At 48.7% G+C, this 17,497-nt stretch carries 16 protein-coding genes; 8 read left to right on the top strand and 8 right to left on the bottom strand.

The window, feature by feature from the left end; all coding sequences use genetic code 11:
* Window positions 1-12: 12 nt before the first annotated feature.
* Genes argB through coaBC form a run of 3 tightly spaced genes read right to left on the bottom strand, consistent with a single transcriptional unit; the run spans window position 13 to window position 4,659 of the window.
* Window positions 13-906 carry an acetylglutamate kinase gene (gene argB, locus CFK45_RS12230; protein WP_096086722.1) on the bottom strand — a complete coding sequence of 298 codons (894 nt, stop codon included), beginning with the start codon at window positions 904-906 and terminating at the stop codon, window positions 13-15.
* Complete coding sequence (locus CFK45_RS18725) at window positions 906-3,455, bottom strand: phosphomannomutase/phosphoglucomutase (protein ID WP_096086721.1); 2,550 nt, start codon at window positions 3,453-3,455, stop codon at window positions 906-908. Before CFK45_RS18725 ends, argB begins: the two co-directional genes overlap by 1 nt.
* Before the next feature lie 10 nt (window positions 3,456-3,465).
* Window positions 3,466-4,659, bottom strand: coding sequence for a bifunctional phosphopantothenoylcysteine decarboxylase/phosphopantothenate--cysteine ligase CoaBC (gene coaBC, locus CFK45_RS12220; protein WP_096086720.1), 1,194 nt, complete (start codon window positions 4,657-4,659; stop codon window positions 3,466-3,468).
* 124 nt (window positions 4,660-4,783) lie between these two features.
* Here coaBC and radC point away from each other — a divergent pair, with 124 nt between their 5' ends.
* From radC to mutM, 4 genes are all read left to right on the top strand, one after another.
* A complete protein-coding gene (gene radC, locus CFK45_RS12215; protein ID WP_096086750.1) occupies window positions 4,784-5,458 on the top strand; it encodes a RadC family protein in 675 nt (224 codons plus the stop codon).
* A gap of 183 nt (window positions 5,459-5,641) precedes the next feature.
* On the top strand, window positions 5,642-5,878 hold the full coding sequence (gene rpmB / locus CFK45_RS12210) for a 50S ribosomal protein L28 (protein ID WP_096086749.1): 237 nt from the start codon (window positions 5,642-5,644) through the stop codon (window positions 5,876-5,878).
* A 12-nt stretch (window positions 5,879-5,890) separates the two neighbouring features.
* Window positions 5,891-6,046 (top strand): 50S ribosomal protein L33, encoded by a 156-nt coding sequence (gene rpmG / locus CFK45_RS12205; RefSeq protein WP_096086719.1) that lies wholly within the window; start codon window positions 5,891-5,893, stop codon window positions 6,044-6,046.
* A 507-nt stretch (window positions 6,047-6,553) separates the two neighbouring features.
* Window positions 6,554-7,366, top strand: coding sequence for a bifunctional DNA-formamidopyrimidine glycosylase/DNA-(apurinic or apyrimidinic site) lyase (gene mutM / locus CFK45_RS12200; RefSeq protein ID WP_096086718.1), 813 nt, complete (start codon window positions 6,554-6,556; stop codon window positions 7,364-7,366).
* Window positions 7,367-7,550: 184 nt separating this feature from the next.
* Here mutM and rph read toward each other — a convergent pair whose 3' ends face one another.
* The gene (rph, locus tag CFK45_RS12195) at window positions 7,551-8,270 is read right to left on the bottom strand and encodes a ribonuclease PH (protein WP_096086717.1); all 720 of its coding nucleotides are present in this window, start codon (window positions 8,268-8,270) and stop codon (window positions 7,551-7,553) included.
* 106 nt (window positions 8,271-8,376) lie between these two features.
* Between rph and CFK45_RS12190 the strand changes: the two genes are divergently transcribed.
* The 4 genes from CFK45_RS12190 (at window position 8,377) to CFK45_RS12175 (ending at window position 12,915) form a co-directional block, all read left to right on the top strand.
* A complete protein-coding gene (locus tag CFK45_RS12190; RefSeq protein ID WP_096086716.1) occupies window positions 8,377-9,246 on the top strand; it encodes a YicC/YloC family endoribonuclease in 870 nt (289 codons plus the stop codon).
* 362 nt (window positions 9,247-9,608) lie between these two features.
* Complete coding sequence (locus CFK45_RS12185) at window positions 9,609-10,433, top strand: hypothetical protein (RefSeq protein WP_204378469.1); 825 nt, start codon at window positions 9,609-9,611, stop codon at window positions 10,431-10,433.
* The gene (locus CFK45_RS12180; RefSeq protein WP_096086715.1) at window positions 10,430-10,870 is read left to right on the top strand and encodes a hypothetical protein; all 441 of its coding nucleotides are present in this window, start codon (window positions 10,430-10,432) and stop codon (window positions 10,868-10,870) included. The genes CFK45_RS12185 and CFK45_RS12180 overlap by 4 nt, the downstream gene beginning before the upstream one ends.
* Window positions 10,861-12,915 (top strand): AAA family ATPase, encoded by a 2,055-nt coding sequence (locus CFK45_RS12175; protein WP_096086714.1) that lies wholly within the window; start codon window positions 10,861-10,863, stop codon window positions 12,913-12,915. Before CFK45_RS12180 ends, CFK45_RS12175 begins: the two co-directional genes overlap by 10 nt.
* A gap of 259 nt (window positions 12,916-13,174) precedes the next feature.
* Here the strand turns inward: CFK45_RS12175 and CFK45_RS12170 are convergent, their stop codons facing one another.
* The 4 genes from CFK45_RS12170 to CFK45_RS12155 form a co-directional block, all read right to left on the bottom strand.
* A complete protein-coding gene (locus tag CFK45_RS12170) occupies window positions 13,175-14,470 on the bottom strand; it encodes a type II toxin-antitoxin system HipA family toxin (protein ID WP_096086713.1) in 1,296 nt (431 codons plus the stop codon).
* Window positions 14,460-14,753: a helix-turn-helix domain-containing protein gene (locus CFK45_RS12165; RefSeq protein ID WP_096086712.1), complete on the bottom strand. Its 294-nt coding sequence runs from the start codon at window positions 14,751-14,753 to the stop codon at window positions 14,460-14,462. Before CFK45_RS12165 ends, CFK45_RS12170 begins: the two co-directional genes overlap by 11 nt.
* 156 nt (window positions 14,754-14,909) lie before the next feature.
* Window positions 14,910-16,670, bottom strand: a complete 1,761-nt coding sequence (gene ggt, locus CFK45_RS12160) for a gamma-glutamyltransferase (RefSeq protein ID WP_204378468.1) — start codon at window positions 16,668-16,670, stop codon at window positions 14,910-14,912.
* Between the two features lie 86 nt (window positions 16,671-16,756).
* The gene (locus CFK45_RS12155) at window positions 16,757-17,491 is read right to left on the bottom strand and encodes a hypothetical protein (protein ID WP_096086710.1); all 735 of its coding nucleotides are present in this window, start codon (window positions 17,489-17,491) and stop codon (window positions 16,757-16,759) included.
* Between the last annotated feature and the right edge of the window lie 6 nt (window positions 17,492-17,497).

The following is a 17,497-nucleotide window of genomic DNA, read 5'->3' as shown; positions in this document are numbered from 1 at the left end:
CTGCCCTAAAACTTAACGTCGCTTAATCAGAGTACCGACACCGGTATCAGTGAAGATTTCAAGAAGCACCGCGTGAGGTACGCGGCCGTCGACAATATGAGCACTGGCTACGCCGGATTTAACTGCATCGAGCGCACAGGCAATCTTCGGCAGCATGCCGCCATAGATAGTGCCATCAGCGATTAATTCATCAACTCTTTCGGTGCTTAAACCTGTAAGCACTTCGCCTTCTTTATTTTGCAGGCCAGCGACATTAGTAAGCAACATTAATTTTTCAGCTTGAAGTACTTCCGCAACCTTGCCAGCTACTAAATCAGCGTTGATATTGTAAGACGCGCCGTCTTCACCAACGCCAATAGGGGCAATAACTGGAATAAAATCACTTTGCACTAACAGGTCGATTACTGCGCGATTAATTGATCGCACTTCGCCAACGTGACCGATGTCGATAATTTCTGTTGAGGTCATTTCCGGAGCGTTGCGACGAAACTGCAATTTTTTTGCTTGAATCAAGCTTCCGTCTTTACCGGTGACACCAATCGCCTGGCCGCCATTGCGGTTAATGAGGCTGACGATTTGCTTGTTAACCGAAGCGCCGAGCACCATCTCAACAACGTCCATCGTCGCACTATCGGTCACCCTCATGCCTTCGATAAATTCGGACTTAATATCAAGCTTGGTTAATAACTCGCCTATTTGCGGGCCGCCGCCGTGCACAACAATCGGATTCATGCCCACAGCTTTCATCAACACAATATCGCGAGCAAAACTATTTTGTAGCGCTTCGTCCGTCATGGCATTGCCACCAAACTTCACCACAACAGTTTTACCGGTAAATTTTTGAATATACGGCAGAGCTTCGGTTAGTACTTCAGCGACTTGAATCGCCTGTTCGGCACTTTGCATTATTGGTCCCAGTTTACTTCTATATCTTTATCAATCTTTCTTAATTCACCCACCAGCATCGCTTTGAGCTGGTGTAGTTTTTCTTCATCATCGGCTTCAAAGCGCAAAGTTAACTCGGCGCTGGTATTCGAGGCTCTGACCAGAGCCCAGCCATAGGCAAAATCTACTCGCAAGCCGTCGATGGTATTGAGCCTTGCGCCGCTAAACTCACCTTTTTCTTTGAGTTCATCAACAATTAAAAACTTGCGCGCTTCGTCAACGGCCACACGTATTTCTGGTGTTGCCAGCGATGTCGGAATATCGGCGAAGGCCTCGTCGACATTTTCCCCCTGAAGACTAAGCAGCTCAAGTAGGCGCGCCGCTGCATACATGCCGTCATCAAAACCAAACCAACGATCTTTAATAAAAATATGCCCGCTGTATTCCGCACCGACAACTGCACCGGTTTCGAGCATTTTCTGTTTCATCAAACTGTGCCCGGTTTTCCACATAATTGGCCGGCCGCCAGCTTGCGCAATTTCTGCGTTGAGGTGGCGAGTACTCTTCACATCAAATACAACATCGGCACCGGGGCTGCGCGACAATATATCGCGTGCAAACAGAATTAACAGCCTGTCGGCCCAGACGATCTCACCACTGCCACTGACCACGGTCAGCCTGTCTCCGTCGCCATCGAGCGCAATGCCCAGGTCTGCACCACTGTCTTTGACTCGCGCAATTAAATCTTGCAGATTGGCTTCGCGGGATGGGTCCGGATCGTGATTGGGGAAATTTCCGTCGAGATCACAATAAAGCGGCACAACCCGGCAACCCAGTTCTTCAAATAGCTGCGGAGCCACTTTGCCGGCAACACCATTGCCTGCGTCGATCACAACCGTCATTTCGCCGGCTAGGGCGACGTCGGAGAAAATGGTATCAATATAATTTGAGACCACATCGTGGTGGTGCTCCTGGCCCTCACCTTTGAGGAAGTCTGCACTGAGCATGCGCTTGCGCAATGCCAAAATATCTTCACCCGAACGCGCGACCCCATCGAGCACAATTTTAAAGCCGTTGAACTGCGCCGCATTGTGGCTAGCCGTCACCATCACACCGCAGCTAAATTCATCCATCGTCGCCAGGGCAAAGTACATCAGTGGTGTCGGTACGGTACCGATATTTAGTACATTACAACCGGTGCTCAAGATGCCTCTGACCAACCACTCCGTAAGCTGTGGGCTGCTCAGGCGCGCATCGCGGGCGACAACAATTGTCGACTGGCGCAACTGCAACACCTCGGTGCCCAGAGCCTTGCCCAGAGCCACAGCAAACTCTTTATTTATCTGCGCTTCGGCAATGCCGCGAATATCGTAAGCGCGAAACACCTCTTCGGCAAAACGCGCAGTCTCGTCGTCATGCATATCAAAAACATCGTCGTCGAGTGCAAGCTCTTCGTCGACATCGGCAGCACTGCTGCCATCGCCGCTGTCATCCTCCATCGACAACAGGGCTTCATCACCTTCGCGAACCTGGACATCGAGAATATTTTGGGTCTGATACATTGGGTCGATATAGGCATCGCCACTAGTACTGGATACGCCGTGCATGCTCGCGGCCATTTTGCGGCGATTCACCACCAACTCTATTTGGCGACCAATAACAAAACCGAGTGCGGCGCAGAACACTATGCAGAGCAAGCCGGCGCCAAAAATCGCCAGCGCAACAAAAGTAAGCCCAACGTGGGTATTTTTCAGCTGGCTGCTGTGCGCGCGATACTCAATCTGCCAGTGACTGTCGGCGATCTGTGCACGCTCGCTTAATTCGAGATCACTCACCCCGTAGCGGGTAACTTCGACCCGGGCACTCGGCCCGAAGTTTTGCACCAAGATATATTCGCCTTGCTGCGCACGTTCACCCTGCAGCAGCGCCGGCAACTGCTCAATTTGGGTTGTTAACCACAGCAGCGCCAGTACTTCTTTTGCTTGGGCTTGGCCACCCGAGAACTGCTGCTCGCCCATTACCGGTGCAACCATAGACAACAACCAGCGGCCGTCATGCTTTAATGCTTCAGGTGCCGGGCTCTGGCCATCTTCGGCTTTGCGAAACATAGCCAGCTCGGAATAGCGAATAGGTGGCACAAAGCTAGCGTCAGTATTTGCAAGGCCAGGCTCAATAAAGTGAATATGAGCCGCCACTGGTATTTGCTGCTTTAAGCGCGCACTGACCGATGCCAACATCGCCGCATCGCCCTCTTGCAGCGCTGTTTTAACCGAGCTCTGTTCAACAAAAAATGCCAGCTTGCGTTCTATTCCGTGTAAATAATCCTCGAGGCTTGCGGCAGCGAGCTCGGCATTTTGTTTGGCCAAGGTCTTTAACTGCTGCTGCTTTAGCTGCACCACTTGTTTATCGTAGATAACCAACGCACTCAAAACGGCCAAAAGCAAACCCAGCAACAAACCCACAAATAAACCCAGCAGGCGTATCCTGATAGCCGGGCTTTTTTTAGTCGTTTTTTGTTTGTTGTTTTTCTGTGCCGGGCTCTCTTGTGGAGCAGCTTTGGATAACTTCACTCTCTGTCCTTTATTTTAACGATGTTGCAATCGTTCGAATAAGCTCACGGGCTAACTGTTTTTTACTGCGTTGGCCAAGTTCTGTTTTACCCTCAGAGCTAAGCACAGTAACGGCATTGTCATCACTGTTAAAACCAATACCTGCAGCGGAAACATCATTGGCAATAATCATATCGAGCTTTTTCTTGTTGAGTTTGCTCTGAGCGTGCTCAAGCAAAGCCTCGGTTTCTGCAGCAAAACCCACAACAAAAGTCTGCTGCCCGGCGGCGGCAATATCGGCCACAATGTCGGGGTTTTTGACCAAAGTCAGAGTTAAAGTATCGTCGCTCTTTTTGATTTTTTCCTTGCTCGGTTCAGCCAAACGATAGTCGGCAACCGCTGCCGCAGCGATAAAAACGTCTGCATCGCGGGCGTGCTCAAGTGCCGACTGATGCATCTGCATAGCGCTGATGACATATTCAACATTGACGCGCTCGGGTGCATCGATATTGCACGGGCCGCTAATCAGCGTTGTGCGCGCACCGGCCTCGGCGGCGGCTTCGGCAAGCGCGTAACCCATCTTGCCGGAACTGTGATTGCTGATATAGCGCACAGGGTCTATTGCCTCGCGGGTCGGCCCTGCAGTAATAACCACTTTTTTGCCGGCCAAGCAGCCCGCTTCAAACAGCGCCTGCGCGCGCTCGGCAATGTCGTCCGGCTCTATCATACGCCCGGGGCCCACATCGCCGCAGGCCTGCTCACCTGAAGCTGGCCCCCACAGCTGAACTCCTCGGCCAGCTAATAAACTGACATTTTCCCGGGTGGCCTCGGCCAACCACATTTTTTCATTCATCGCCGGCGCCAATACCAGAGGCGAAGAACAGGCCAAACAAACCGTACTGAGCAGATCGCTGCCCTCACCTACGGCAAGTTTACTAATGAAATCAGCGGTCGCCGGGGCAACAATAAGTGCATCGGCCCAGCGCGCGAGTTCTATATGCCCCATACCGGCTTCGGCATCGGGGTCGAGCAGACTGTCGCGCACACTGTGGCCACTGAGTGCCTGCAACGTTAAAGGGGTAATAAAAGCTTTAGCTGCCGGCGTCATCACCACGCGAACATCAGCGCCGCGCTCTTTTAAGCGGCGAATCAATTCTGCGCTTTTGTAGGCAGCTATGCCTCCGGTGACACCCAGTAAAATCCGTTTATTGGTCAGAGAAGACATAGAATAAAGACATTGTGCTAGGGTTTAAGCGGGCAAATAAGATAGCACTAAAGCCTGTTTGTTGTTAGTGCTTACTAGCGAAGTTTTGCGCTAGTTCTGGAAATCGCCACAACAGGGAATGTTTATGGCTATTATCGACTGGCCAGCCAGTGAGCGGCCGCGCGAAAAGCTGCTTCAACAGGGCCCGGCAAGCCTCAGCGACGCAGAGCTTCTGGCGATATTTTTACGCACTGGCTGCGCCGGCATGAGTGCGGTCGATCTCGCGCGCAGCCTGCTCAAGCGCTTTGGCTCGCTGCGGGCCCTGCTCGAAAGTTCTGTTGCCGAATTCTGCGAGGCGCGCGGCCTCGGCGAGGCCAAATACAGCCAACTGCAAGCCGTGCTAGAAATGAGCCGCCGCCACCTGGCACAGAGCTTGAGCCGCGACTGCAGCTTAAACTCAAGCCAGGCGGTTAAAGATTTCTTGACCGCTCGCCTGCGCCACCGCAACGCCGAAGTTTTTACAGTGTTGTTTCTCGACAGTCAGCACCGGCTGATCGCCTGTGAGGAGCTGTTTCAAGGAACCATTGACGGCGCCAGTGTCTACCCGCGCGAAGTAGTAAAAGCGGCACTCAAGCACAACAGCGCAGCGGTTATCCTCGCCCACAATCACCCTTCGGGCATCGCCGAGCCGAGCACAAGTGACCAACATATCACCGAACGCCTGGTTCAGGCTCTGGCCCTTGTCGATATTCGCACACTCGACCATATAATTGTTGGCGAAGCTCAGTGCTTGAGCTTTGCTGAACGCGGACTGATCTAAATACGGATTTATGGCAAAAATCGTTGCGAAGCGAAGGCCTATCTGGTATAAATCGCGCCTCTTTTTTGACCAACCCCTCGGACTGGTGTCCAGATAGGCCTGTTAAGCGCGTATTGACGGTATTTGGTCACCCTGATGAACTTGATGAGCCGCCCTGTGCTGGCCGTAGAAATAGAGGCTGATATGTCTAGAGTATGTCAAGTTACCGGTAAACGTCCGGTAACGGGTAACAACGTAAGTCACGCTAAGAACCACACTAAGCGTCGCTTTTTGCCTAACCTGCACTCTCACCGTTTTTGGGTGGAGTCTGAGAAGCGCTTTGTTAAACTGCGTGTCTCTTCCAAAGGTCTGCGCATTATCGATAAAAAAGGTATCGATACTGTTCTGGCTGAAATGCGCTCTCGTGGCGAAAAAGTTTAAGGAGCATAGATCATGCGCGATAAGATCCGTTTGAACTCTACCGCTGGTACTGGTCACTTCTACACGACTGACAAGAACAAGCGAAACATGCCTGGCAAATTCGAGATCAAAAAATTTGATCCCGTAGTTCGCAAGCACGTTGTCTACAAAGAAGGCAAAATCAAGTAAGTTGATTTAGCTTTTGAAAGAACCCGGCTTAGTCCGGGTTTTTTTATGCCCGCAGTTTAGGCATTGGGTTTGGTTTTGTGCCTTCGAGACGCTTTCTATTCAGTAGCGCCTACTCAGGCACGCTCTAGACTCCCTGTTCGCTAGACGGCCGTTCTCGACGACTGCTCCTGCGTTGCTCTACCTTCTGCATCCCTGCAGTCGCCTACGGCCGACTACCTTCGCTGGCGCTCTCGGATAGAAAGCTCGGTAGGTGCCAAACCAAAGCTCTCCCCACTTTTGGAAGAAGTAGGGTACGAGTGAGACAGAACAAAGTCGCTCTAACTTGACCGTCCAATCAGGCCTCTAGAACGAACAGTACAAACCTTAAGCTTGCACTGAGCCAGCGATGAGGTATAGGTTGAAGGGCAATCGGCCGTAAGGAACGGCCGCTTAGTGCACATGGAAGTCTTGAACGTGCCCTGATGCCTATACCTCATTGATGGCGCTCTACAACACACACTAAAGAAAATGCCCGAGTTACCCGAAGTAGAAACAACCAAAGCTGGAGTTGCTCCTTATTGTGAGGGCAAGAAGCTCAGCAAGTTGATCGTAAGAAACCCAAACTTGCGCTGGCCCGTGCCTGAGGAACTGGCCAGCAAAATCGAAGGCAAAAAACTGCTCGATTTGAGCCGTCGCGGTAAATACCTACTGTTCAGATTCAACAACGGCACCGCCCTGCTTCACCTCGGCATGAGCGGAAACTTAAGAGTCATACCGACAGGCTCCGAACCCGGCAAACACGACCACGTCGAGCTCTGCTTCGGCAAACAAAGCCTGCGCTTCAACGACCCCCGCCGCTTCGGATGCTTATTATGGACGGAAGACAAGATAAGTGAGCACCCACTCATTAACCACCTTGGCCCCGAACCGCTAAGTGAGGCGTTCGATGCTGAGCTGCTTTACAACAAGACTCGCAAGCGCAGCCAAGCGATCAAAACCTTCATCATGGACAGCAAGATAGTTGTCGGTGTTGGCAACATCTACGCCAATGAAGCGCTCTTTGCAGCTGGCATTCACCCGACAAAAGCCGCTGGAAAACTGAGCAAAGCCAAGTGTGAATTACTGGTAGAGGAAATCAAAAAAGTACTCGCCGCGGCTATCAAACAAGGCGGCACAACACTGAAAGATTTTGTTGGCGGGGATGGCAAGCCCGGCTACTTTGCGCAAAAACTTAAGGTATATGGACGGGGCGGTGAGCCCTGTGTAGTTTGTGACAAAGCTTTAACCGAGAAACAGATCTCGACAAGAACGACGGTTTATTGCACCAACTGTCAAAAGTAGCTAACTCGGCAAGAACCAAATGAAGGGGAATCGGTCGTAGGCGGCTGCAGACATGCAGAAGGTAGAGCAACGCAGGAGCAGTTGCCGAGAACGACCGTTTAGCGAACAGGGATGTAACGCTTGTCAGCGCCCCCCGATGCCTTGCCTCCCTCCACTAACGGAAAGCCAAAGCACTGACCTCAAATCATTCAGCCAACGCAGCCTTCTGAAGCTCGTTCAGCTCCTTAATCCCTTTCTTGGCCAGGGCAAACATGCCGGCAAAATCATCTTCAGAAAACGGCTCCTGCTCCGCAGTACCCTGAATCTCAATCAGGCCGCCATCATCGGCCATCACCACGTTCATATCGGTATCCGCATTACTATCTTCAGGGTAATCCAAGTCCAATACCGGTTCACCCTGATAAATACCAACAGACACCGAAGCAATCATGCGCTTAAGTGGGTCGGTCTCAATAATTTTCTCGCGCTGCATATAGCGAATCGCATCCACCAGCGCCACACACGCACCGGTAATAGACGCCGTGCGCGTGCCGCCATCGGCCTGAATCACATCGCAGTCGATAATAATCTGGTTCTCACCGAGCGCCTGCAGATCCACAGCTGCGCGCAAAGAGCGGCCAATCAAACGCTGAATTTCAACCGTGCGACCGCCCTGCTTACCGCGCGCGGCTTCGCGCCCCATGCGCGAACCGGTCGAGCGCGGCAACATACCGTATTCGGCGGTAACCCAACCTTTGCCTTCGCCTTTCAAAAAACGCGGTACCGAGGTTTCAACACTGGCCGTGCAAATGACCTTGGTCTGGCCAAACTCAACCAATACTGAACCCTCAGCGTGGCAAGTAAAGTTGCGGGTGATCTTAATATCGCGAAGTTGTTCGGCGGCGCGGCCACTGGGTCGAATCATGCTAAAGCTCCTATTTTAATGCGCGCCATTATCGCACAACAGAGCCTGCCCGAGGTGCTAAACAGTGCTAAGATAAGCGGCCTTTAAATAACAAGATGAGCACAACATGCCACGCAGTATGACCGGCTTCGCCCGCCTGGAACAAAGCTATGCTTGGGGTACGCTCGCCTGTGAAATTCGCAGCGTAAACCACCGCTATCTCGAACCGAGCCTGCGCCTTCCCGAAAGCCTTCGCGCAATTGAAGGTGATTTGCGCACAGCCTTAAAAAAACAACTCGCTCGCGGCAAAGTTGAAGCCATGCTGCACGTTAAATACGAAAACAGCGAGCAGAGCGAACTGGCTTTAAACGAAGCCCTCGCCGACAACCTGATTCAACTTGCCGATACAATTTCCGGCAAACTCGGCCCCGACGGACAGCGCATCGACCCGCTCGATATTCTGCGCTGGCCCGGCGTAATTAAAGCCGAAGAACTCGACAAAGACGAACTCGCACAGCTCGCCGCTGAGCTATTCAACAGCACGCTAGACAAGCTTGTAGAAAACCGCGAGCGCGAAGGTGTAGAGCTCGCGAAACTGATCGAGCAGCGCTTAGACGCCATCGGCGAACAAGTCGATATTGTCGAAAAACGCATGCCCGAAATATTAACCGCCCACAAAAACAAACTCGAAGAAAAGCTCAAAAGCCTGCAACTTGAAGTCGACCAGGACAGGCTTACGCAAGAACTTGTTTTTGTAGCGCAAAAAGCCGACGTAGCCGAAGAGCTCGACCGCCTCAAAGCCCATATCGTCGAAGTTAAGCGCACCTTAAGCAGCAACAACCCCATCGGCCGCCGCCTCGACTTTTTAATGCAAGAATTAAATCGCGAAGCCAATACCCTAAGCTCAAAGAGCATGGCCAGTGATGTGACGCAAAGTGCTGTAGATTTAAAGGTGTTTATTGAGCAGATGCGGGAGCAGATTCAGAATATTGAATAAATTATTTCGCCTATTCTACCTAGTATCAGCCCTTTACATCTGAAGGGCTCAGCCACCTCTTAAGTTTTCACTCCCCCCAAAGATCCCGCGTTTTGAAAACTCTAGTAGATTCAAAATTGAATTTTGGGATAGATTTTGAGTAGGCCCACATCAATATATTAGGGTGTCTCAGATTGTGTAGTTTGCAAAACAAATGCAAATTCTTTAAAACTACTTACTTAGAAATAGGAAGAGGCTAAGCCTCACTAACTCGGAAGTATTGATGCTTGTAACTGAATACGGAACATTTGACGGGGATTCCTGGGAAGCGACTTGTCAGCTCATCTATAAAACGCAAGTATGTACATGACGGATACCAAGAAATGCCCGCTTCTCCTGGTGACTTTGGTATCGAAGGCTTTGTATTAAACAAAGGAATTGCTATTCAGTGCTACTGCCCTGACAAGCATTACACTCAAAAAGAGCTCTACGAGAACCAAAGAGACAAGATCACAGACGACCTGAACAAGCTTAAGCTGTATGAGTCCGACATACTTGAACGTATTGGCAACCGCAAAATATCTAAATGGATCTTTATAACCCCCCAAGTTAATAACCATCGACTTCTTAGGCATGCAACAAACAAGGCTCAAGAGATCCAGTCATGGAGATTAGACCTATTAGATGAAAACGTTGAAGTTCTAATTCACGATGCGGGCTTTTATGCTACTGAGATTCGAGAGCTTGATATTACCGAAGGTAAGAAAGTTAGCTTTATTCCCAGAGAGCCCCTACAGCAAGCAGACCCAAGCCAATACACCGAGTACGATGAAAATATAGCCAGAAAAAACTCCTATCGGTGCCTAGATGAACAAGGTAATTTAAATCTTCGTAAGCACCAGAAGCTAAATGAACGTACTAGCGACAACTGGATCAATGGGGATAAAGACCTAAAGAAGATAGAGAGCGAGGCTTCCGAGATTTTCTTCAAGCTAGAAAAGTGTTTTACACAGTTTCAAATCGAAGTTGAAGAGATATGTATCACTTGGACTGACACGGCTGAAAAGCTCGTAGAGAAAGTTAGGTCAGAACTAAAACTTCGAATTAAAGAGGCAGTACCAGAGCTAAACGATACTGACAGGCACAAACTTGCAAACAGCATGGTATCTAGGTGGATAGCATTATGCCCACTGGAGTTAGAGCCATGAGCAAGATTCGATTTCAAAGAAAGCCCATGCCTCTAATCGCGGACTATCGGCCTATCTATAAGATTTTTCAGATTTTGTCTGTACTTCACTATAGCTCTAGAGGGGGTAAATCGAGCCTAATTCGGCTGCACCTTATCAATTGGATTCTCAAATCTCCTGAACGAAAGGAGCAGCTAGCAACGGTCATCGAAGATTCCACCATCCCCTTTAAAGTATGGGGGATCGATCCAGCACTTAACTTTGGATTACAGTTCGGGGTTGCTCAGGGGCTAATAGAGCAAAATAAAGACAATTACTCTATAACCAAGGAAGGAAAGGAGTTAATGCTCAAAGCCAAAAAGGAAGGCCAAGAACTGCCCGAATCAACTTACTTACAGCGTATTGGTAAAGGTATTACTGAAACATTGGTTCAAGGGATTGTTGAAAAATGGAACTAGGAAAACTAAAGCTCAATAGATTTAAGATTGAACTACATACGAGCGATGGTGACTACGCTTTTGAGTGTGAATTTAAAGACGGTCTTAACGTTATCCGTGGTGACAACTCCTCGGGTAAAAGCACCTTGATCAACGCTCTTATATATTCTATCGGTATGGAAGAGCTCGTCGGAGGGCAAGGAACCAAATCTTTACCATACACTCTGAAAGACCACCTTTTATCTCCTACCGAGGCCAAGTGCTCAATCATAAGCTCTTTTGTGTATCTCGAGATTACAAATACATCTGAAAAGACTGTTGTATTAAAGCGTTCTATTAAATCTGACACGAAGAGCCCCAAGCTCATCGAGGTGATTCAAGGGGCTTACCTCACCGATCCAGACAAAAATTATGCAGTACAACCAACTTATATTCATGACAAAGGCTCAGCTCAACACCTCCAAACTGGTTATTTTAGATACTTAGAGGACTTTCTTGGTATTCAGCTCCCTAAAGTTTCTTCCTCTACTGGTGGAGAGACAAAGCTGTACCTTCAGTGCATCTTTTCAGCACTTCTAATTGAGCAGAAAAGGGGATGGACTGACTACCTTGCTAACATTCCGTATTTCGCTATCAGGGAGGCCAAGCTAAAGGTCATTCAATACATCTTGAATTTGGATGTATTCGAGAACGAGCGCAAACGCGATCAAAATTTGGCCGAAATTGCTGAGTTAACGACAAAGTGGGCTGAAGAGTGCTCTTTGCTTCAACTAGTTAGTGAATCAGAAGAAATGATCGTCCGAGGAGTCCCATCAAAGCCCGATGTTGATTTTGAGAAGGCACTTACAACCATTTTTAAACACTATAAGGGTGAAGATGTAGCGTTACCTGATTATCACCGTACCCTTATATCTCTTCTAAGGGACATCGAACAGAAATCTTCAAATCACGAACCCCAGTCCTCTGAGCAATTACATCGATATAACGAAGCAAAGTCTTCGTTGAAAGATTTGATCTCGATGTCTGATCGCTTGTCTACTGAGCTTTGTTTATCCTCGTCCAGACTCCGTAATCACCAGGAAAACCTGTCTTCTTTAAGCGAAGACTTAGAAAAGAACAAAGTTGCTAGGAAACTTAAAAGCTTTGGTGCAGAAAATTCGCTAGAGATCGCTAAAGACCAATGCCCATCGTGCCATCAAGCAGTAGATGATGCGTTGATGTTAGCTGATACGATGTTTTACCCGATGACAATTGACGAAAACATCTCTTATATAGAAAAACAAAAAAAAATGGTTGCCCGTTATATAGTTGGCTTAGAAGGGCAAATCCAAGAGCTAACAACCCAATCAAATTCAGTCGCTAGAGAGATTGTCGAGCAAAAATCGATGGTACTTAGCTTGAAACGAGATCTACAGTCCTCAGACTCTATTCAAGAGAGTGATATCAGGTTGAAAATCCAAGCCGAAGAGTCACTTAATAGATCAAATGAAACAAGCGCTAAAATTGATCAATCTTTAGACAAATTCATCATCCTTAGAGACGCTTTAAAAGGCCTGAAAAAAGACCTGAACTCAATCCCAAAGAGTTTATCAAAATCTGACTTCAACAAGATCGCGACATTTGAGATCGATTTCAGGGAACTTGCTGACAAATTTGGCTACAGAAGTGCATCAACAGAAGATATCGAAATCAATAAAGGGACACTATTCCCCTACCTTGCTGGTATCGAACTTAGAGAAATGCAAACAGATATAAAATCTGACTCTTCAGCCAGTGATTTTGTTAGGCTGATTTGGTCGTATGTAATCTCCCTATATCGTACGTCTAGAGAGAATAGTGGTAACCACTTTGGGATACTAGTGTTTGATGAACCAGCCCAACACTCAATGGCTATCGAACATGTAAAGGAGCTTCTATCCACTGTCGCGAGCGAGACAGGCCTACAAACCGTCGTAGCCGCTTCATTTGATCAGCGAGATGACATCTATCGAGATTGTGTGGGAGACACAAAGCACCACCTAATAAGGCTTCCCCCGAAGCTCCTTCAACCTGCACAGGCTCGCTAGGTCGAACTCTACCCGTCAGAATACCCGTTAGAATTTGGTATTCACTCATAATCTGGCCTTAGATCAGTGGGTTACGGTGGTATGGTTCCCAGTCCTCTCCTGGGTACTATAGTGCTATTCAGAACCAAGAGTCGCTAGATCAGAATACTGCACGAGCGAATATAATCGTAAATCTCATCGGAAAACGCAGATTAGCATCCAAAGTTGTCACTAGGAGAATTGAGTAACGATATTATGACCCAAGCACTTAATGTAAAAGCTAAAGCAGCTTTAAAACCCGAGAACTAGCAGCTTGTATTTGTTTGCTAATTAAACCGACTGTTTCGTTTTTTACACCCAAACCCCGAGCCACCTCACTAAACTCCGATACCAGCTCAATCTGTTCGCGAATAAGCGCTTCCGCCTGAGACCAGCGCGTAAAACCCGCTACATCGGCCAATTTCTGCAAAGCTTTAATTGGCGGTTCTTTAGCAAAGCCCGCATAAGCCATCGCATGCTCACCAAAAGGATGGGGGCTAAAGGTTACATCGTAAAAAGGTGCTGGCTGCCATTGGCCACTGTCATCCTGCAAAAACGCAAAGTTTTTACTGTGGTCGTCGTGGTTGCAGAACAATAAATTAAAAATCGCTCTTTTAAACTGCAGCTGTCCCGCTGCCGGTGAGCGGCACAGCATCTTGGTCGCTTTAATTAAATCTTCGTAATCAAGGCTCGGGGTGCGGAAGTCTGCGTCCAGTAAACCACAAGCGCTGATCAAATGGCGACGGCCTAACGCCTCTGCTGCTGTATGCGCTTTTGCCACACAATCAAAGCGCTTTACTGCCAACCAACGACTTGCTCCTGACTGTTTAGGTGCTGCAAGCAAGGTCCATTCAGGTGGATTTAAGCCCGCCCTCTGTGCAAGTGTCAGATAGGCCGCTTCGCACAAGCCTTCTTCATGGCCCAAGGCTAAGTTAGAAGACGTAAATTTTACTATCCAGGCATTGCTATCAGCTGAGACTTGAGTACTGCATTGCTCAGCCGCGTCTTTATTAAAAAAGACTTGAGCCTTGGGCCTTGCCCCACCAGAACTACCGGCCGCAATCAGCGCGGCTAACACCTCGTCAGTTTGTCCATCAAAAATCTTTTGAGCATTAAGACCTAACACCGCCAGGCTTGCGTCATTAGTCTTGTCACTTTGGTAACTAGAAACGGGGACGAACGATAGCGCACCAAGGGCTGAGTTGCCGACAAAGGCCAATCTGTCCATCGCGGTAAGGTTGCCAGGCAATAAACCCTGCTTACGAAACACGCGATCCTGCAGCAATAATCCCCAGCCATCCGGCAGCGCATCAGCAAAAACACCGTGTAAGCCGAAATGCGGCGTTAGCGGAGCTTGCTGCAGTGAGGCATCAAAATTTAAGGCAAACGGAGATAAGTTGCTAAAACGCTTTAGATAAGATTGTTCATATTGGAAAAACACGGCCTGCTGATTTTGTGCAAGCACCCCCACTGGTAACTTCTCGCCTGTTTGCAGCGTGCGAAAGACCTCGAGTTTTTGCACCGGTTTAAAGGCCACCTTTTAGCACCTCTTCAATCGAAGTGGGTGCCTGAGCTCCGCTAATTGCATTGGCTTGCGTTAAGCCATATAGGCGCTTTAGGTCATCAAGGCACTGCCACAGCAGCAGCAATTGGCGAAATGAGATTTGACCGCTTAACTCAAACTTCTTGATTGTTGCCGAGGGTACAGTGCTGCGTTCGGCCAAGGCCTCTCTGGATAAACCCGCTCGCTCTCTCAACGAGCGAAGGTGCTTGGCAAAAGCCTGCTGGACATCGGATTCGGCTAGAAGAGTATATTTCATCGCTTAAGACCATGGACACAATAATATCCATTATAGGTCAAAAATAAGCCAAATGGTCATTATTGTATCCATAACAGAGAGACTAACTCTGTGTAAAACGGTAGTGGCTAGCCCCCCAAAGTTTCGACACCGTGTGCTTTGCTTCAGGCAGCTTATCTAGTGATCCACCGCTACCGCTTTGGCATGTGGCCTGCGCGGGTCGGCTGCGCCGAGTGCGGCGCCGTCTTTTAGCATAAGGCTTTGCAGGCTACCCAGGCTTTTAGAAAGCTCAACTTTGTAACCCATATTTTTAAGCAGCGCTATGCTGTCGGTATTTACACCCTCTTCAACATAGAGGACATCTGGCTGCCACTGGTGGTGTATGCGCGGGGCATTGGTTGCTTCGGCAAGATTCATATCAAAAAACAGCACATTAACCAGCTGCTGAAAAACAGCCGAAATAATTTTGCTGCCACCGGGTGTGCCGGTGGCAAGAAAGGGTTTGCCATTTTTAAATACGATGGTCGGTGTCATTGAACTTAAAGGGTGCTTAAGTGGCGCAATCGCATTAGCTTTACCGCCAACAAGGCCATAACTATTGGGCACCCCCGCCTTTGCGACAAAATCGTCCATAGTGTTATTCATCAGCATGCCGGTACCGGGAATAGTAATGCCGCTGCCAAAGCTGTGGTTTAGGGTATAGGTGCTGCTGACAACGTTGCCGGCTTTATCAACGGCAGAAAAATGTGTTGTATCCGGGCTTTCATAACCGGGTGGTTTACCCGGGTGAATTTTATCTGACGGCGTAATTGCCCCCGCTTTAATGGTCTTCGCTAATTCACGCGCATATTTTTTATCTGTTAAACCGGCGGTGGGCACTTTCACAAAGTCGGTATCACCCAAATATTTGCTGCGGTCTGCGTAGGCGCGCTTGAAAATCTCCGCCTGTATATGCATCAGTTTTGCACTGCCGGGGCTTAAATCTTTGCTCGCCAACACTTCAAACATGTTTAACATCTGTACCAGATGCACGCCGCCGGAACTCGGTGGCGGCATTGTGACAATGTCGTAACCATTAAAGGTGCCGCGGATGGCAGGCCTTATTTCAACCTGGTAATTCGCTAAATCTTCAGCGCTAATCAAACCGCCAGATTTTTCCATCTCTGCAATGATTTGTTTAGCAATCTTGCCTTTGTAAAAGCCGTCGCGACCGTGCCTGGCAATATAGGCTAGCGTATTTGCTAAATCTGTTTGTTTAAAAATATCGCCGGGGCGATACAAATTACAGCCGGGTTTAAAATATACCCGGCAAGACTCGGGGTTTTGTCTCAAGCCTTCAGTAATTGCAAAGTTGCGGTACATATCGTCGTTAAAAACGATGCCCTGGCGAGCAAGCTTTTCCGCCGGCTTAATAACTTGTTTCCAGCTTAATTTGCCGTAGTTAGAGTGCGCATAAAATAGGCCGGCAACTGTACCGGGTACACCCGCTGCAGCGAGCGTATGTAAAGACAGGTCTGCAACGGGTTCGCTATTTTTATCGAGGAACATATTTTCGCTAGCAGCGGCAGGGGCAACTTCCCGGTAGTTTATCGTTAGGCTAGTATCCTCTTCAGCCAGATACAGCAGCATAAAACCGCCGCCAGTTAAGTTGCCAGCCCGCGGCAGCGTTACCGCCAGGCTAAAGGCTGTTGCTACCGCGGCATCAATAGCATTGCCACCTTGTTTTAATATTTGTGCGCCCACTTCGCTGGCAATTTCATTTTGGCTCACCACCATGCCCGCACGAGCGATAGTGGGGTGAAAACGATCGTAATAATTTATCAGGCCATCTGGCTCTTGAAGATCGGCTGCGTATAAGCAGCCAGGCAGCAAAATAAGCGCGCAGCTAAAAATAATGCAAATATGAGTGTATACAAAATTGGCCCGGTACTTAGGCATAATCATTCCCTGTGTCATCCCGCTTTTTTCAGCTTAAGCCTGTTCAATCGAGGCGGCCTTCGCTGTAAGTCGCTGCTGAATAAAGCTCAACTTACCACAGTTAAAGAAACATTCCGCCGGTGAGGATTTGGGAAATCTTTAGTTTTGGCGCCTTGTTCAGCGCTTTTACACAAACCTTTGGCAAAACGGTACAAACTGTCGTCGAGAAAACGCTCAAGTGGTACAAAAGATTCTTTGCCACCACCGGCTTTTTTAGCCCGTTTTTTATTCATGTTGATATGTTCTTGTAAGTTCCAGGCGTGTTTTTCGCTAAAGCGGTCAATATTTAGCTGCTGGCAATAGTCTTCTATCCAGTGTTTGCTATCGGTTATGTGGCCGCTAATGCTCTGATCCAGATTGCGAACCATCTGTGGCGGCGCCAAGCTTTTATACTGTGTAAGAATCAAATCCATATCACCTTGATCGTACACCAGATTCGTACGCCCCAAATGCAGAGCAAGTTGCTCCATCCACAGCAGCTGAAAATCTTTCTCGATTTGTTGCCACGTAGGCAAACTCGCAGTGTAAGCTAACAGCAAGGTAAAACGACTATAAGCTTCGATAGCAATAACAACGTAGTCGCTAAAAAAACCAACGCGCCGCTCGTGCAGTTGAAACTGCCAACTTATCTGCGTGCTGTGCGTCTGCAAACTCTGCGCACCCACATTTTGTTGGCCTTGCGCCCCGGCAAAGCTCGGGCGTACGAGCTCTAGTTTTAACTTTGTGGCGAGTAGCTTACTTAAGCTGTACACAAGTTGTGTTGGGTGTTTTGGCTGCTTCATATCGTT

Origin of the sequence: Agaribacterium haliotis, assembly GCF_002312815.1 — a bacterium.
Classification (GTDB): domain Bacteria; phylum Pseudomonadota; class Gammaproteobacteria; order Pseudomonadales; family Cellvibrionaceae; genus Agaribacterium; species Agaribacterium haliotis.
The sequence above is the reverse complement of the archived record's forward strand: the minus strand, read 5'-3'. Positions and strand labels throughout refer to the sequence as shown.

What these genes read in the sequence shown, in the direction of transcription:
- CFK45_RS12155 (WP_096086710.1), bottom strand. Translation starts at nt 17,491, where the DNA reads ATGAAGCAGCCAAAACACCCAACACAACTTGTGTACAGCTTAAGTAAG.
- rpmG (WP_096086719.1), top strand. Translation starts at nt 5,891, where the DNA reads ATGCGCGATAAGATCCGTTTGAACTCTACCGCTGGTACTGGTCACTTC.
- CFK45_RS12165 (WP_096086712.1), bottom strand. Translation starts at nt 14,753, where the DNA reads ATGAAATATACTCTTCTAGCCGAATCCGATGTCCAGCAGGCTTTTGCC.
- CFK45_RS12185 (WP_204378469.1), top strand. Translation starts at nt 9,609, where the DNA reads ATGCCCGCTTCTCCTGGTGACTTTGGTATCGAAGGCTTTGTATTAAAC.
- mutM (WP_096086718.1), top strand. Translation starts at nt 6,554, where the DNA reads ATGCCCGAGTTACCCGAAGTAGAAACAACCAAAGCTGGAGTTGCTCCT.
- rpmB (WP_096086749.1), top strand. Translation starts at nt 5,642, where the DNA reads ATGTCTAGAGTATGTCAAGTTACCGGTAAACGTCCGGTAACGGGTAAC.
- CFK45_RS12175 (WP_096086714.1), top strand. Translation starts at nt 10,861, where the DNA reads ATGGAACTAGGAAAACTAAAGCTCAATAGATTTAAGATTGAACTACAT.
- argB (WP_096086722.1), bottom strand. Translation starts at nt 906, where the DNA reads ATGCAAAGTGCCGAACAGGCGATTCAAGTCGCTGAAGTACTAACCGAA.
- ggt (WP_204378468.1), bottom strand. Translation starts at nt 16,670, where the DNA reads ATGCCTAAGTACCGGGCCAATTTTGTATACACTCATATTTGCATTATT.
- CFK45_RS12180 (WP_096086715.1), top strand. Translation starts at nt 10,430, where the DNA reads ATGAGCAAGATTCGATTTCAAAGAAAGCCCATGCCTCTAATCGCGGAC.
- coaBC (WP_096086720.1), bottom strand. Translation starts at nt 4,659, where the DNA reads ATGTCTTCTCTGACCAATAAACGGATTTTACTGGGTGTCACCGGAGGC.
- rph (WP_096086717.1), bottom strand. Translation starts at nt 8,270, where the DNA reads ATGATTCGACCCAGTGGCCGCGCCGCCGAACAACTTCGCGATATTAAG.
- CFK45_RS12190 (WP_096086716.1), top strand. Translation starts at nt 8,377, where the DNA reads ATGCCACGCAGTATGACCGGCTTCGCCCGCCTGGAACAAAGCTATGCT.
- radC (WP_096086750.1), top strand. Translation starts at nt 4,784, where the DNA reads ATGGCTATTATCGACTGGCCAGCCAGTGAGCGGCCGCGCGAAAAGCTG.